Below are 15,980 nucleotides of genomic sequence, written 5' to 3' on the forward strand. Positions count from 1 at the left end.
TACGGAGCCTCTTGGCGTTCCCGCAGACCACAAGGGGTTTGAGGGATCGTTGACGACGGCAGACCACCGCTGATACACCTTCGCTTCACCCATCGTCAGCCCAAGATCCACGACAGAAACTCCGACGCGAGGTCACGTCCCATGGTCATGGTCACGAAGGTTCCACCCCGCCCCACCCCTGCCCGCAGAACCGCCCGACTGCTGCTCGCCACCGGTCTCGCGGCCGGCTCCCTCGTCGTCGTCCCCGGCACCGCGCAGGCGGAGGACGAGAAGTCCGGCGGCACCACCCTCACGGTCGCCGTCTCCCAGAGCATCGACTCGCTGAGCCCGTTCCTGGCCCAGAAGCTCACCTCGACCAGCATCCACCGGCTGGCGTACGAGTACCTCACGAACTACGACCCGAAGGACGCCCGCACCGTCCCGGGTCTGGCGACCTCGTGGACCGCCTCGGCCGACAAGCTGACGTGGACGTACACGATCCGCAAGGACTCGACCTGGTCCGACGGACAGCAGGCCACGGCCGAGGACGCGGCCTGGACCTTCAACAAGATGATGACCGACCCGAACGCCGCCACCGCCAACGGCAGCTTCACGGCCAACTTCGCCCAGGTCACCGCACCCGACCCGCAGACGCTCGTCATCCGGCTGAAGAAGCCGCAGGCGACGATGACGGCCCTCGACGTGCCGATCGTGCCGAAGCACGTCTGGGAGAAGGTCACCGACTTCTCCAAGTTCAACAACGACAAGACCTTCCCGATCGTCGGGAACGGCCCCTTCGTCATCACCGACTTCAAGGTCGACCAGTACATCAAGCTCAAGCCGAACAAGAAGTTCTGGCGGGGCGCCCCGAAGTTCGACGAGCTGGTCTTCAAGTACTACAAGGACGGGGACGCCGCCGTCGCCGCCCTGCAGAAGGGCGAGGTCTCCTTCGTACCGAACCTGACGCCCGCCCAGGCCGCCGCGCTGAAGACCCAGAAGGACATCAAGGTCAACGACGCCCCCGGCCGCCGCTTCTACGCCCTCGCCACCAACCCGGGCGCGCGGGCCCAGGACGGCAAGACCTTCGGCAACGGCAACAAGGCGCTGCTCGACCCCGAGGTCCGCAAGGCGCTCTTCCTCGCCGTCGACCGCACCACCCTGGTCGACAAGGTCTTCCAGGGCCACGCCGTCGAGGGCGAGGGATACATCCCGCCGCGCTTCGGCTCCTACTTCTGGAAGCCCGAGGGCACGCAGAAGCGGGCCTACGACCCGGTCTCCGCGGAGAAGGTCCTGGACGCCGCCGGATACCGGAAGAACGCCGCCGGCAAGCGCCTCGGCAAGGACGGCAAGCCGCTTGAGCTGCGGATCCTGTGCCACGCCACCGACCCGAACGACAAGGCGGTCGGCAAGTACCTCCAGGAGTGGTGGGGCAAGCTCGGCATCGGCCTGAAGGTCGAGTGCCTCGACAGCGTCTCCGACCCCTGGGTCAAGGGCGACTACGACCTCGCCTTCGACGGCTGGTCGGTCAACCCCGACCCGGACTACGTCCTCTCCATCCACACCTGCGGCACGCTCCCGGCGACCGCCAAGGACTCCGGCGCCACCGACAACTTCATCTGCGACAAGGAGTTCGACGGGCTCTACGCGCAGCAGGCGGTGGAGTACGACGCCGCCAAGCGGGCGGATCTGGTCAAGCGGATGCAGTCCCTGCTGTACGACACGGGGTACATGAACATCATGGCCTACCCGAACGCCCTGGAGGCGTACCGCACGGACCAGATCAAGTCCATCACGACCATGCCCGAGGCCGCCGGCAACCTGTGGGGCCAGGACGGCTACTGGAGCTGGTGGTCCGCCGTGCCCGCGGCGGGGGCCGAGGACTCCGGCGGCGGCTCGTCCACCGGAGTGATCGCCGGCATCGCCGCGGCCGTGGTGGTCGTGGTCGGCCTCGGCGTCTTCCTCGGCATGCGCCGCCGCTCCACCGCCGACGACCGCGAGTAGTACGTGACGACGGCAAGCACCCCCGCCGACGTGACGCGGGCCGAGAAGGCCCGCGTCACGGACGGCGCACCCCGCACCGGTTCCTCCCTCGGCTATCTCCGCCACGCGGCGGGAAAGCTGGGCGGCGCGCTCGTCTCGCTCCTCGCCGTCCTGGTCACCAGCTTCTTCCTGTTCCGGATCATCCCCGGTGACCCGGTCAAGGCGATGACCCACGGCGTCCCCACCTCGGCCGAACAACTGGCCACGCTGCGCCGCCAGTTCGGCCTCGATCTGCCGCTGTGGCAGCAGTTCACCGACTACTGCGCGAAGGCGCTCAGCGGCGACCTCGGCACCTCCTTCCAGTTCCGCGCCCCCGTCGGGGACCTCATCGCGGAGAAGCTCCCGGCGACACTGCTGCTCACCGGGGTCGCCGTGGTGATCTACTCGGCGCTCGGGCTGTGGCTGGGCACCCGCTCGGCCTGGCGCCACGGCGGGCTCGGCGACCGGCTGAACACCGGGGTCGCGCTGACCCTGTGGTCGGTGCCGTCCTTCTGGCTCGGGCTGATCCTCATCATCGTCTTCTCGGTGGGCATGGGGCCGATCCCGGGACTCTTCCCGACCGGCGGCATGGAGTCCGGGACGGGCGAGACCGGCTTCGCGTACGTCCTGGACGTCGCCCACCACCTGGTCCTGCCCGTGGTCACGCTCGTGGCGGTCGGCTACGCCCAGACCCTCCTCGTGATGCGCTCCTCGCTGCTCGACGAGATGGGCGGCGACTATCTGACGACGGCGCGGGCGAAGGGGCTGCGGGACGACGTCGTACGGCGCCGGCACGCCGTGCCGAACGCCCTCCTGCCGACCGTCACCATGATCTTCATCAACCTGGGCCACGTGGCGGCCGGTTCGATCCTGGTGGAGACCGTGTTCTCCTGGCCCGGGCTCGGCGGGCTGTTCTACCAGGCGCTGAGCGTGCCCGATCTGCCGCTCGTGCAGGGCCTGTTCGTGGTCTTCGCCGGAGCGATGATCCTGATGAACCTGATCGCCGACCTGCTGTATCCGCTGCTCGACCCCCGGGTGGGCCGATGACCTCACTCACATGGGCGCGCCGCAAGAGCTCGGCGACCCGCTTCTGGACGCTGTACCGCACGCACCGCGCCGGGCTCTACGGCCTGGCCGGCCTCACCCTGATCGCCCTGCTCGCGCTCACCGCCCCGCTGACCGTCGGCTCCGACGTGCAGTCGGTGACCCAGGCGCCGGGCACGGCCCTGGAGGCGCCGAGCGCGGAGTTCCCGCTCGGCACCGACCAGTTCGGCCGCTCGCTGCTCGGCCTGCTGATCTGGGGCGCCCGGATCTCGCTGCTCGTCGGGCTGCTCGCGGCGACCCTCTCGGTCGCCATCGGGACCCTGGTGGGCATCATCGCCGGACACTACGGCGGCTGGTTCTCGACCGTCGTCATGCGGATCACGGACTGGTTCCTGGTGATGCCGACGCTGGTCCTCGCGATCGTCCTCGCCACGGTCATGTCCCGGTCGATGTGGACGGTGGTCCTGGCGATCGGCGTCACCTCCTGGCCGACGACCGCCCGCCTGGTGCGGGCGCAGACCATCGCGGTGGAGTCCCGCCCCTACATCGAGCGGGCGACCGCCCTCGGCGGCGGCCACCGGCACGTCATGCTCCGGCACGTGCTGCCGAACGTGATGCCGCTGGTGCTGGCGCAGACCACCCTCGGCATCTCGACCGCCATCCTCACCGAGGCGACCCTCGCGTTCCTCGGCCTCGGCGACCCGACGGTCGTCTCCTGGGGCGGGATGCTCCAGGACGCCAGGGAGGCGGGCGCCGTCTCCTCCGGGCACTGGTGGTACCTCGCCCCGCCCGGGATCGCGATCGCCCTGGTCGCGCTCGCGTTCACGCTCTGCGGCCGGGCCGTGGAGTCCGTGCTGAACCCGAAGCTGGGGGTGGGGCGATGAGCCTCCTCGACGTGCGGGACCTGAGGGTGACGTACGGCTCGGGCGCGTCCGCCGTGCCCGCCGTGCGCGGGGTCGACCTGACCCTGGAGCCGGGGACCAAACTGGGCGTGGCCGGCGAGTCGGGCTGCGGCAAGTCCACGCTCGCGCTCGCCCTGCTCCGGCTCCTGCCGGCCTCGGCGCGGATCGAGGGCGAGATCCTGCTCGATGGCGACGACGTCCTCGCCATGTCCTGGGGACGCCTGCGGGCCGTGCGCTGGGCGGGCGCGTCGATCGTCTTCCAGGGCGCGATGCACTCGCTGAACTCGGTGCACCGGATCGGGGACCAGATCGCCGAGCCGCTGCTCGTGCACGGCCGGGCGACCCCGGCGGCGGCCCGCACCCGGGTCGGCGAGCTGCTCGAACACGTCGGTCTTCCGGCCGCCCGGGCCGCCGCCTACCCGCACGAGCTGTCCGGCGGGCAGCGGCAGCGCGTGATGATCGCGATGGCGCTCGCCTGCGATCCGCGCCTGATCGTCGCGGACGAGCCGACGACCGCGCTCGACGTGATGATCCAGGCACAGATCCTGCGGCTGATCGAGCGGCTCGTCGCCGAGCAGTCCATCAGCCTCCTGATGATCAGCCACGACCTGGCGGTCCTCGCCGACACCTGCGACCGGCTCGCCGTGATGTACGCGGGCCGGGTCGTCGAGGAGGGGCCCGCGCGGGAGGTGTACGAGGCGGCCGCGCACCCGTACGGGCGGGCGCTGTCCTCGGCGTTCCCCCGGATCGGCGACCTGGCGTCCCGGCGGGCGCCGCGCGGCCTGCCGGGCGACCCGCCGGACCCGGCGGACCTGCCCGGCGGCTGCACCTTCCATCCGCGCTGCCCGGTGGCGGTGGACCTCTGCGCGGAGCTCGATCAGGAACTGCGGGAGGCGGGCGCGGGGCGCCGCGCCGCCTGCGTACACGTGGGGAGCACGGCATGAGCCTCCTGTCGGCGCGCGGACTGCGCGTCACCTTCCCGGGGCGCCGGGGCGCGCCGCCCGCGCGCGCGGTGGACGGCGTGGACCTGGACATCGGCGCCGGCGAGATCGTGGCCCTGGTCGGCGAGTCGGGCTGCGGCAAGACGACGCTGGCCCGCTCGCTGCTCGGCCTGGTCCGGCCCACGGCGGGGGCGGTCGCCTTCGACGGGCAGCCGCTCACGTACTCCTCCGGGGCGCTGCGGGCCTACCGGAAGCGGGCCCAGCTGGTCCTCCAGGACCCGAGCGGCTCGCTGAACCCCCGGCACACGGTGTACGACGCGGTGGCGGAGGGGCTGCGGATCCACGGCCACGCGGGGGACGAACGGACGGCCGTCGCCGAGGCGCTCGCACGGGCGGGGCTGCGGCCCCCGGAGCGGTTCTTCCTCCGCTACCCGCACGAGCTGTCCGGTGGCCAGCGGCAGCGCGTGGTCATCGCGGGCGCGCTCGTCCTGGAGCCCGAACTGATCGTGGCCGACGAGCCGGTGGCCTCCCTGGACGCGTCCGTACGGGGCGAGATCCTGGCGCTGCTGCTGCGACTGCGCGACGAACTCGGCCTGTCCGCCCTGGTGGTGACGCACGACCTGGGGCTCGCCTGGAACATCGCGGACCGGGTGGCCGTGATGTACCTGGGCCGGGTCGTGGAGACCGGCACGGTGGAGTCCGTGCTGACGGACCCTCAGCACCCGTACACCCGGGCGCTGTTGTCGGTCCTGCCGGAGTCGGGGGGCGCGCCGGTGGTCCTGAGCGGCGAGCCGCCGGACCCGTCCCGCATCCCGTCCGGCTGCCGTTTCCACGCCCGCTGCCAGCTCCTCGCCTCGGGCGAGGCGGCCCCGGTCGCGGACCGCTGCCGGAACGAGGACCCGCCGGTACTGCCGGGGGGAGGGGAGCGGCTGGCGGCGTGCCACTGGGTGACGACGGCCTGAAGGGCGGGGCGCCGCGCCGTCAGGCGCGGTCGTACTCCTCCGTCAGTTCGCGGCAGCGCTTCACGTCGCCCGCCATCGCCTGGAGCAGGTCGTCCAGCGTGTCGAACCTGAGCATGCCCCGCACGTACGCCAGGAAGTCCACGGCCACGTGCAGCCCGTACAGGTCGAGGCCCTCGCGGTCGATCGCGTACGCCTCGACCGTCCGCTCCGTGCCGTCGAACTGCGGGTTCGTGCCGACGGAGATCGCCGCGGGCATCCGCTCCCCCGCGGCCGTCAGCCAGCCCGCGTACACGCCGTCCGCGGGGATCGCCGTGTGCGGCAGGGTCTCGACGTTGGCCGTCGGGAAGCCGAGCTCGCGTCCGCGCTGCGCACCGCGGACGACGATGCCCTCGACCCGGTGCGGGCGGCCGAGGATCTCGGCCGCGCCGGTCATGTCGCCCTCGGCGACCAGACGGCGGGTGAGGGTGGAGGAGAAGGGCTCGCCGCCGCCGGCGGCCCCGCTGACGTACAGGTCGATGACCTCGACCTCGTAGTCGTAGGTGGCGCCGAGCTCGGTGAGGAACGCGACGTTGCCCGCGGCCCGGTGCCCGAAGCGGAAGTTGGGGCCCTCGATGACGGCCTTCGCGTGCAGCTTGTCGACGAGCACCTTGACGATGAAGTCGGCCGGGGAGAGCTGCGAGAACTCGGCGGTGAACGGCAGCACGAGCACCGCGTCCACGCCGAGGTCGGCGATCAGCTCGGCCCGCCGGTGGTGCGGGGCGAGCAGCGGCGGGTGGCTGCCGGGACGCACGACCTCGGAGGGGTGCGGGTCGAAGGTGACGACGACGGAGGGGACACCCAGCTCACGGGCGCGCTCCACGGCACGCCCGATGATCAGCTGGTGCCCGCGGTGCACCCCGTCGTAGGAGCCGATGGTGACGACGCTGCGTCCCCAGTCCTGGGGAATGTCCTCCAAGCCACGCCAGCGCTGCACTGTGACCGCTCCTCGTCCGCCTGTTCGCCCTGTTCGCCTTACGCAGGTCTAAGACTGCCATGTCCACGGCCGTCGGTACGCATCGGCATGGCAGTGCCGGGGCTCCGCAGCGCCTGGAGGGTCTCCGGGCCCAGCAGCGGGGCCCAGTCGCCCGGGGCGGCGACCGTCCAGCCGGCGAGCAGCGCGCCGAAGGCCGGCAGCTCGCGAACGGCTCCCGCCAGGGCCCGGTCGAGCCGCCACGCGCCCTCGGGGGTACGGACGCAGAGGCCTGCGGCCCGGTGCGTGAGCTCCCGGGTCCGCGGCTCGCTGCGCCGCTCCGCGCCCTCCGCCGCGGCCCGCAGGAGGGCCTCCACGACGGTCAGCTCCCCGGCCTCGGCCTCGTACCGCTCGTGTTCGAGGAGTACGTCGAGCAGCTCGGCCCGCAGATGGCGGGAGGCCCCGCTGCCGGGGGCGGCGAGGACCGGGGCGAGGGCGCGCCTGAGCGGTGCGGGACGCCCCCGGATCAGGCCGGTGACCAGGGGGAACAGGATCGCCCTGGCCGCCGGGCCGTCCTCCAGGCGGCGGTCGACGAAGGCGGCGACGAGCGGGGCGCCGTGGGGGTGGCGGGCGGCGTGGTCGCGGACCAGGGCGGCGATCCGGCGGGCGAGGGCGGGGGTGTCGACCTCCGCGAGGGCCCGCAGGGCGGCGGCGGCCGTCTCGCCGGTGCCGTCGAGCCGGGCCCGGAACGCGGCGAGGACCTCCTCGGGGTGGGTCGCGAGGGCCTCGGCGAGTGCGGGCGCGGGCACCTGGGGCTCGGCCAGGGCGCGGGGCAGGTGACGGGCGCGGCTGTGCGGGTCGCGGACGAGGAGGCCGAGGGCGGCCCCGTGGAGGGCCTGGTCGCCGGGGCGGGCGAGCAGGGCGAGGGCGGCGTAGCGGAGCAGCTCGCGGTCGGCGGAGGTGGCGGCGTGCCCGGCGACCCGGTGTCCGTACGCGGCGGCGGCGACGCGCCGCTCCGGGCGCCCGTCGTCGTGGGCCCAGCGGTCGACGGCCCGGCAGAGGGCGGCGGGCTCGTCCTCGGCGAGCGCGCCGAGGAGGCCGTCTGCGAGCGGGTGGGCGGTGGCGACGAGCGCCTCGCACAGGTCGTCGACGGCGAGTGCCCGATGGGTGTGCAGCAGGGCCTGGGCGGCGGTGGCGACGGTGGCGCCGGGCGCGGCGGGCAGGGCGCGGTCGTCCCCGAACCAGCGGCAGAGCAGCGGCTGGACGCCCCGGGGGTCGGCGGCGAGCATCCCGGCGACGACGTCGAGGCTCCGGCCCCCGGCGGCGCCCGGCGGGGGGTCGGCCGGGACCAGGCGGCGCAGGAGGTCGATCCGTTCGTCCTCGCCGACCGGCAGGGCCAGCCAGAACGGTGGTCCGAACGGGGCGAAGACCGGCCGGTGCTCCGGATGGGTTCCGATCAGGTCGGCGAGCAGACGCAGGACGGGCAGGTACGGCCGCGGGTCCGGCAGCCTCCGCACGCTCTCCCGGAGCAGCCGCGCGGCCCACCAGGCCCCGTCCCCGCCACGCCCCTCCCCGGCGAACCGCCCGAGCGCCTCGGCGAGCTCCCGGAGGCGCGGGGCGAGCCCGGCGGGCCCGCGGTCCCGGTGCAGGAGGAGCAGGGCCTGCAGCACGGGCCCGATGCGATGCCGGGGCACGGGCAGCCGCCCCGCGCCGGCCGGGGCCCTTCCGAGCGCGGGGGACGCGCCGCCCGTCGGCCCCTCGTCGGTGCAGGACGCCGTCGCCCGGTCCTCGTCGTCGCAGTCCGCCGTCGTCCGGTCCTCGTCAGGACGGGGCGCCGTCCCCCGGTCCTCGTCGGCGCCGTGGACCAGGGCGCGCAGGGCCGTGTCCAGGTCCAGGTGGGAGGCCTGGACCCAGTCGGCGAGCTCCTCGTGGGCGAAGCGGTAGCCGGAGCCCGCCGGGACCAGCAGGCCCTCGGTGAGGACGGCGGAGGCCCAGCCCTCCCGCCAGGGGAACAGTTCCTCGAAGGAGGCGCGGTCGAGGACGCCGTGCCCGGGGCCGAGGCACCGGCGGGCCGCCTCGTGCATCCGGCCGGTCACCCGCGCGGCGAGCCTGCGGACGGCCGCCCCCCGGGGCAGCGGCCCGGAGCCCGCGGCGATCCGGACGGCCACCCGCAGGCACATCAGGTCCAGATAGGCCGTGAAGATCTCCTCGCGCGCGGGCCGCCCCGGGACCTCACCGGGCAGTGCCGCCCGCACCTCGGCGAGCAGCCGCAGGGCGAGCGGGTGCCGGGAGTCCGCCGGGGCGAGGTCCGTCTCGGCGATCCCGTATCCCTCGCGTACGGCGCACGACTCCGTCGCCGAGAGCGGCCCGAGGACCACGGCGGCGGGGAACCCCACGTCGGTCGCGGTCGTGGTCGTGGTCGCCGGGCGGTGCAGGGCGCGCGGTCCGTAGAGCGCCCCGGCCTGCTCCCAGTGCTCGGGGCGGCAGGCGGTGACGAGGTGGACCTGGTGGGCGCGGAGCCACCGCTCGGTGGCCGTCGTCCAGTCGGCGAGCCGGTGGGCCAGGAGCGGGGGCATCTCCTCGGGGCCGTCGAGGACGACGAGGAGCGGGCGGCCGGCGTCCCGGGCGAGGGCGGCGGCCCGTTCCGGGGTGGCGTTCGTGGTGTCGCCGAGCGCCCCGGACGCGGCGACGATCCGGCCGGCCTGGTGCAGGGCGCGTCCGACGGCGTCCGCGAGGGACGGGTCCTCGGCGCGCAGATCGGCTCCGCGCAGCCGGACGGTGGGGGCGGGCGCCACGCCCCGGGCGCGGCGGGCGCAGAGCGCGGCGAGCGCCGTGGTGCGGCCGGTGCCGGGGGCGCCGACGAGGGCGAGGACGGGGGTGTCCCCGGCCGTGAAGCGGGCGAACTCGCGGACGCAGTCGGGGCGTTCGACGGGCTCGGGCCAGGGTCCCGGTTCCCGGACGGGGCCGGTGGAGGTGGCGGTGAGCTCCAGGATCGCGGCGAGGTTGAGGTCGGGGCCGTAGGCGGGGACGGTGGCGGCGTTGCGCCGCAGCAGGGCGGTGAGCGGGCCGGCGGGGCGGAGCGGCACGGCGTATCCGGCGGCCTGGCGGTCGCCGTGCAGGGCGGTGCCGAGGACGGCGAGGACGGTGCCGGTGACGGTGTCGAGGACGGGACCCCCGGCGGCCTGTCCGCCGCGGCGGAGCGCCTCGGCGCCCTCGGTGCCGATGGCGAGCTCCAGGGCGTCGGCGAGGGCGTGGAAGCGGTCGGTGGCGGTGTACGTGACGGCGGCGGGGCCGAGGACGCGGGCCTCGCGCCAGCCCTGGGCGGCGATCCGCACATAGGTACCGGGTTCGATCTCGGGCCGGGTCGCGAGCGGCAGCGGCCGGCCGCCGAGCCCTTCGGTCCGTACGAGCGCGAGGCCGCTCTCGGGCAGCGGCGTGACCGCTTCGGCCTCGGCGAGCCAGGTCCGGTCGCCGGGGGCGTGCAGGACGACACGGCTCAGTCCGTCGACGGCCTCGTGGCTGGTGACGACCGTCCCGTGGTGGTCGGCGAGGAAACCGGTGCCGCGTGGCCGGCCCGCCGGATCGCAGATGCGCACCAGCGTCGCCAGGTCCCCGCTTCCCATGGGGTCGACGGTAGGCGGCCGGTGATCACCCGGAGGCGCTCGTGGGAGAAAGCGCCCCCCGGCGCTCCCCCGTTCACTCCGAGCGCCTCCCCGATGGGGTGAATTTCCGCGGCTCGACAGGACAGAGTGGGTGCGGGGGAAACCGAGGGGGGAAAGCGTGGGGCGGGCACGCGCGTGCGTGCCCGCCCCACGACGGGGGATCTCCGCTCAGCCGAAGACGGCGAGGCTCTTCGCCTTGCCCCGCTGGTCCTCGACGAGGGCGAGCAGCGTCCCCTCGGGTCCGAAGACCGCGACGGGCCCCTTCGGGTACTCCGGCATCTCCAGGCGGACACCGTTGAGCAGCAGCTTCGCCCGCTTCTCGTCGACGTCCCAGCGCGGGAACGCCGCCGCGGCCGCCTCGGCGACCGGCATGACCGTGAGGTCCTCCTGGAGCTGGTCCAGGGTCCTGGCGGAGTCCAGCTTGTAGGGGCCGACCCGGGTGCGCCGCAGCGCGGTCAGGTGACCGCCGACGCCGAGCCCGGCGCCGAGGTCCCGGGCGAGCGCCCGGATGTACGTGCCGGAGGAGCAGACGACGGAGACCACCAGGTCCACGACGGGGGTGCCGTCCTCGGCGGTGTCCTCACGGACGTCGTACACCCGGAAGGAGGAGACGGTGACCGGGCGGGCCGGGATCTCGAACTCCTCGCCGCCGCGCACCCGCGCGTACGACCGCTTGCCGTCGATCTTGATCGCGGAGACCTTCGACGGCACCTGCATGATGGCGCCGGTCAGTTCGGCGACGCCCGCGTCGATCTGCTCGCGGGTGACCTTCGAAGCGTCGACCGACGCCGTGATCTCGCCCTCGGCGTCGTCGGTGATCGTCGTCTGGCCCAGGCGGATGGTGCCCAGGTACTCCTTCTCGGTCAGCGCGAGGTGACCGAGGAGCTTGGTGGCCCGCTCCACGCCGAGGACGAGGACGCCCGTGGCCATGGGGTCGAGCGTGCCGGCGTGGCCGACGCGGCGGGTCTTCGCGATCCCGCGCATCTTGGCCACGACGTCGTGCGAAGTGAAGCCCGACGGCTTGTCGACGATGACAAGGCCGTCGGGCGTCTTCTGTACGGTGCTCATTCGGCGGCTTCGTCCTCGCCCGGCTTCTTGTAGGGGTCGGCGTCGCCCGCGAAGGTCGCGCCCGAGGAGGCCTGACGCACCTGGGCGTCCGAGGCGCGCGCCTTGTCGAGGAGGTCCTCGATGGTGCGGGCGTTCTCCGGGAGGGCGTCGGCCACGAAGGTCAGGGTCGGGGTGAACTTCGTCCCCGCCGCCCGGCCCACGGCCGAGCGGAGGATGCCCTTGGCGCTCTCCAGGCCGGCCGCCGCGCTCGCGCGCTCCTCGTCGTCGCCGTAGACCGTGTAGAAGACCGTGGCCTCCCGCAGGTCACCGGTGACGCGGGTGTCCGTGATGGTCACGTGCGTACCCAGGCGGGGGTCCTTGATGCCGCGCTGCAGCTTCTCGGCGACCACCTCCCGGATGAGGTCTGCCAGCTTCTTCGCCCGCGCGTTGTCGGCCACTGGTCCTTCTCCTTCTTTGCCTTGCTCAATCAGTCTTCATCAGTGTGGAGCCTGCGGCGCACCGAAAGCAGCTCCACCTCCGGGCGTGCGGCGACGAGCCGCTCACAGCGGTCGAGCACGTCCGATACGAACCCCGCGTCCCCGGACACCAGCGTGACACCGAGACGGGCCCTGCGATGGAGGTCCTGGTCGCCCACCTCGGCCGCGCTCACGGAGAACTTGCGCTGGAGCTCGGCGACGATGGGCCGGACGACGGAGCGTTTCTCCTTCAACGAGTGGACATCGCCGAGGAGCAGGTCGAAGGACAGAGTCCCCACGTACATGTGGTGCCGGATGTCCCGCCGGTTCGGGTTCGGTGGCCTGCCACGCCGTCGCCTGGCAGGGACACCAGAACCGTACACGCAACGGCCGGGGCCGATCGACGGAATAATCTTCCGCCGACCGGCCCCGGACTCAGCCCTACGCGTTACGCGCGCGGCTTCTCGCGCATCTCGTACGTCGCGATGACGTCGTCGATCTTGATGTCGTTGAAGTTTCCGAGGTTGATACCGCCCTCGAAGCCTTCGCGGATCTCGGTGACGTCGTCCTTGAAGCGGCGCAGACCGTGGATCGTGAGGTCCTCGGCGATGACCTTGCCGTCGCGGATGAGGCGCGCCTTGGTGTTGCGCTTGACCTCGCCGGAGCGGATGAGGACACCGGCGATGTTGCCCAGCTTGGACGAGCGGAAGACCTCGCGGATCTCCGCCGTACCGAGCTCGACCTCTTCGTACTCCGGCTTGAGGAGACCCTTCAGGGCCGCCTCGATCTCCTCGATGGCCTGGTAGATCACCGAGTAGTAGCGGACGTCGACGCCCTCGCGCTCCGCCATCTGCGCGGCACGGCCGGCCGCACGGACGTTGTAGCCGATGACGATGGCGTCGGAGCCCATCGCCAGGTCGATGTCGGACTCGGTGACCGCACCCACACCGCGGTGCAGGACCCGGATGTCGACCTCTTCGCCGACGTCGAGCTGGAGCAGCGAGGCTTCGAGGGCCTCGACCGCACCGGACGCGTCGCCCTTGATGATGAGGTTGAGTTCCTGGACCAGACCGGCCTTGAGCACCTTGTCGAGGTCCTCGAGGGACACCCGGCGGACGCGCTTGGCGAAGGCGGCGTTGCGCTCACGAGCAGCGCGCTTCTCGGCGATCTGGCGGGCCGTGCGGTCCTCGTCGACGACCAGGAGGTTGTCGCCGGCACCCGGCACGTTGGTGAGACCGAGCACCAGGACGGGAGTCGACGGGGCCGCCTCCTCGACGTTGTTGCCCTTGTCGTCGAGCATCGCCCGGACGCGGCCGTACGCGTCGCCGACCACCACGGTGTCGCCGATGCGCAGCGTTCCGCGCTGGACCAGGACGGTCGAGACGGCACCGCGACCGCGGTCGAGGTGGGACTCGATCGCAATACCCTGCGCGTCCTGGTTCGGGTTGGCCCGAAGGTCGAGCGAGGCGTCGGCGGTGAGGATCACGGCCTCCAGCAGGGAGTCGATGTGCAGACCCTGCTTGGCGGAGATGTCGACGAACATCGTGTCGCCGCCGTACTCCTCGGCCACCAGACCGAACTCGGTCAGCTGACCGCGGACCTTGGTCGGGTCCGCGCCCTCGACGTCGATCTTGTTGACCGCGACGACGATCGGGACGCCGGCGGCCTTGGCGTGGTTGAGCGCCTCGATCGTCTGCGGCATGACGCCGTCGTTGGCCGCGACCACGAGGATCGCGATGTCGGTCGACTTCGCACCACGGGCACGCATGGCGGTGAACGCCTCGTGACCCGGGGTGTCGATGAAGGTGATCTTGCGGTCCTCGCCGTTGACCTCGGTGCCCACCTGGTAGGCACCGATGCCCTGCGTGATGCCACCGGCCTCGCCCGCGACGACGTTCGTCTTGCGGATCGCGTCGAGCAGTCGGGTCTTTCCGTGGTCGACGTGACCCATGACGGTGACGACCGGCGGACGGGAGACCAGGGCCTCTTCGCCGCCCTCGTCCTCGCCGAACTCGATGTCGAAGGACTCGAGGAGCTCGCGGTCCTCCTCCTCCGGGGAGACGATCTGAACCTGGTAGTTCATCTCGTCACCGAGCATCTGCAGCGTGTCGTCGGAGACCGACTGCGTCGCCGTGACCATCTCGCCGAGGTTCATCATCACCGCGACGAGCGACGCCGGGTTGGCGCCGATCTTCTCGGCGAAGTCGGTGAGGGAGGCACCGCGCGACAGGCGGATGACCTCGCCGCCACCGCGGGGAAGCATCACGCCGCCCACGGACGGGGCCTGCATGGCCTCGTACTCCTGGCGCCTCTGACGCTTCGACTTGCGACCACGACGCGCGGGACCGCCGGGACGGCCGAAGGCGCCCTGCGTGCCACCACGGCCACCCGGACCGCCGGGACGGCCACCGAAGCCACCGGGACGACCGCCGAAGCCGCCGCCACCGCCGCCGGGACCACCCGGACGACCGCCGCCGCCACCGGGACCACCGGGACGGCCGGCGAAGCCGCCGCCGCCACCGCCGGGACCGGCCGGACGACCGGCGAAGCCGGGACGACCGCCGCCGCCACCACCGGGACCGCCCGGACGACCGCCGGGGCCACCGGGGCCACGACCGCCGGGGCCGGGACGCGGGCCGGCAGCGGGACGCTGCGGCATCATGCCCGGGTTCGGACGGTTACCGCCGGGCGCGCCGCCCGGACGGGGAGCCTGCGGACGAGGCATGCCACCGGGGGTCGGACGGGCACCGCCCTGACCCTGCGGACGCGGGGCGCCACCGGGGCCACCCTGCGGACGCGGGGCGCCCGGAACGGCACCGGGGCCGCCGGGACGGGGAGCGCCGCCACCCGGACGGGGCGCCTGCGGGCGCGCCATTCCGGTGGAGCCACCCGAGGTGAAGGGGTTGTTGCCCGGACGGGGACCGGCCGGACGGGCACCGCCCGGACGGGGGGCCTGCTGGCCGCCGGGGCGCGGCGCGCCCTGGCCCTGCGGGCGGGGGGAACCCTGACCCGGGCGGGCGGGACGCTCGCCGGTGGGACGGGGACCCGGGGTGGCGCCACCGGGGCGCGGACCGGCGGCGGGAGCCGACGGAGGCGCGGTGAACTCCGGGGCGGCCGGAGCCGGCGTGACCGGCTTGGGCGCGGGCTTCGGGCCCGGGCGGGGGCCCGAGGCGGCCGGAGCCGGAGAGGGGGTGCTGCTCGCGGGCGCGGCCGGAGTGACCGGCGCCGGCGCCGCGGGCGCGGCGGGGGCCGGCTTGGGGGCCGGGGCGCCGGGCTTCGGAGCAGCGGGACGGGCCGCGGCGGCCGGAGACGGCGCCGCGGGGGAAGGCGCCGCCTTGCGGGGCGCGCCGGGCTTGGCAGCGGTCTTGCCGGCGTTGCCGCCGGGACCCTGCAAAGCGTCAGTCAACTTGCGCACGACCGGCGCCTCGATCGTCGAGGACGCCGAACGGACGAATTCACCGAGTTCTTGGAGCTTGGCCATGACGACCTTGCTCTCCACACCGAACTCCTTGGCGAGTTCGTATACCCGGACCTTAGCCACTTCGCTCCTTTATAGGTCCGGTTACCGCCGGACCGTCGCTACTTCATGGGCGTACTCATCGCGTACTCATCGAGTGCTCATCGCAATCTCGACCTACTTCCAACTCGCGAGGTACCTGACCGCACGGTGTTCCGTGCCGTACTTCTTGTTCACTGCGGTGCCGCCCGCTCGACGTGGTGGCGGAGCGCCTCCGTGTCGAGCGGTCCCTGGACCTTGAAGGCCCTCGGAAAGGCCCGGCGGCGGACCGCCAGGTCGAGACAGACCACGGCGGGGTGCAGGTACGCACCCCGGCCGGGCAGCGTACCGCGATGATCGGGAACGCACTCGTCCTTATTCACCACGATCCGCAGCAGATCGCTCTTGGCCGCTCGCTCCCGACATCCCACACAGGTTCGTTCAGGGCACACGCGGGCATGCGTCCGGCCAGACACTATTAAGTCTACCTCCCCGTACCGACC

12 protein-coding genes are annotated in these 15,980 nt (G+C 73.3%); 5 read left to right on the forward strand and 7 right to left on the reverse strand.

Annotation, left to right across the window (positions count from 1 at the left end; translation table 11 throughout):
- Window positions 1-147: 147 nt before the first annotated feature.
- The 5 genes from ABTY59_RS22270 to ABTY59_RS22290 are packed head-to-tail and all read left to right on the forward strand — an operon-like array spanning window position 148 to window position 5,847.
- Window positions 148-1,980 carry an ABC transporter substrate-binding protein gene (locus ABTY59_RS22270; protein ID WP_352020938.1) on the forward strand — a complete coding sequence of 611 codons (1,833 nt, stop codon included), beginning with the start codon at window positions 148-150 and terminating at the stop codon, window positions 1,978-1,980.
- 3 nt (window positions 1,981-1,983) lie between these two features.
- Window positions 1,984-3,045, forward strand: coding sequence for an ABC transporter permease (locus ABTY59_RS22275; protein WP_352020758.1), 1,062 nt, complete (start codon window positions 1,984-1,986; stop codon window positions 3,043-3,045).
- Window positions 3,042-3,926, forward strand: a complete 885-nt coding sequence (locus tag ABTY59_RS22280; protein WP_352020759.1) for an ABC transporter permease — start codon at window positions 3,042-3,044, stop codon at window positions 3,924-3,926. Before ABTY59_RS22275 ends, ABTY59_RS22280 begins: the two co-directional genes overlap by 4 nt.
- Window positions 3,923-4,888, forward strand: a complete 966-nt coding sequence (locus ABTY59_RS22285) for an ABC transporter ATP-binding protein (protein ID WP_352020760.1) — start codon at window positions 3,923-3,925, stop codon at window positions 4,886-4,888. Before ABTY59_RS22280 ends, ABTY59_RS22285 begins: the two co-directional genes overlap by 4 nt.
- Window positions 4,786-5,847, forward strand: a complete 1,062-nt coding sequence (locus tag ABTY59_RS22290; protein ID WP_502995408.1) for an ABC transporter ATP-binding protein — start codon at window positions 4,786-4,788, stop codon at window positions 5,845-5,847. Before ABTY59_RS22285 ends, ABTY59_RS22290 begins: the two co-directional genes overlap by 103 nt.
- Before the next feature lie 19 nt (window positions 5,848-5,866).
- Here the strand turns inward: ABTY59_RS22290 and ABTY59_RS22295 are convergent, their stop codons facing one another.
- The 7 genes from ABTY59_RS22295 to ABTY59_RS22325 form a co-directional block, all read right to left on the reverse strand.
- Window positions 5,867-6,820 (reverse strand): bifunctional riboflavin kinase/FAD synthetase, encoded by a 954-nt coding sequence (locus ABTY59_RS22295; RefSeq protein ID WP_352020762.1) that lies wholly within the window; start codon window positions 6,818-6,820, stop codon window positions 5,867-5,869.
- 38 nt (window positions 6,821-6,858) lie between these two features.
- Window positions 6,859-10,419 carry a trypsin-like peptidase domain-containing protein gene (locus ABTY59_RS22300; RefSeq protein WP_352020763.1) on the reverse strand — a complete coding sequence of 1,187 codons (3,561 nt, stop codon included), beginning with the start codon at window positions 10,417-10,419 and terminating at the stop codon, window positions 6,859-6,861.
- A gap of 207 nt (window positions 10,420-10,626) precedes the next feature.
- Window positions 10,627-11,526: a tRNA pseudouridine(55) synthase TruB gene (gene truB / locus ABTY59_RS22305; RefSeq protein ID WP_352020764.1), complete on the reverse strand. Its 900-nt coding sequence runs from the start codon at window positions 11,524-11,526 to the stop codon at window positions 10,627-10,629.
- A complete protein-coding gene (gene rbfA / locus ABTY59_RS22310; protein WP_189806164.1) occupies window positions 11,523-11,963 on the reverse strand; it encodes a 30S ribosome-binding factor RbfA in 441 nt (146 codons plus the stop codon). Before rbfA ends, truB begins: the two co-directional genes overlap by 4 nt.
- 29 nt (window positions 11,964-11,992) lie before the next feature.
- A complete protein-coding gene (locus ABTY59_RS22315) occupies window positions 11,993-12,286 on the reverse strand; it encodes a DUF503 domain-containing protein (protein WP_352020765.1) in 294 nt (97 codons plus the stop codon).
- Window positions 12,287-12,429: 143 nt separating this feature from the next.
- Window positions 12,430-15,522 carry a translation initiation factor IF-2 gene (gene infB, locus ABTY59_RS22320; RefSeq protein ID WP_352020766.1) on the reverse strand — a complete coding sequence of 1,031 codons (3,093 nt, stop codon included), beginning with the start codon at window positions 15,520-15,522 and terminating at the stop codon, window positions 12,430-12,432.
- A gap of 149 nt (window positions 15,523-15,671) precedes the next feature.
- The gene (locus tag ABTY59_RS22325; RefSeq protein WP_352020767.1) at window positions 15,672-15,953 is read right to left on the reverse strand and encodes a YlxR family protein; all 282 of its coding nucleotides are present in this window, start codon (window positions 15,951-15,953) and stop codon (window positions 15,672-15,674) included.
- Window positions 15,954-15,980: the final 27 nt, after the last annotated feature.

Origin of the sequence: Streptomyces sp. NPDC096079 (genome assembly GCF_040303145.1) — a bacterium.
GTDB lineage: Bacteria > Actinomycetota > Actinomycetes > Streptomycetales > Streptomycetaceae > Streptomyces.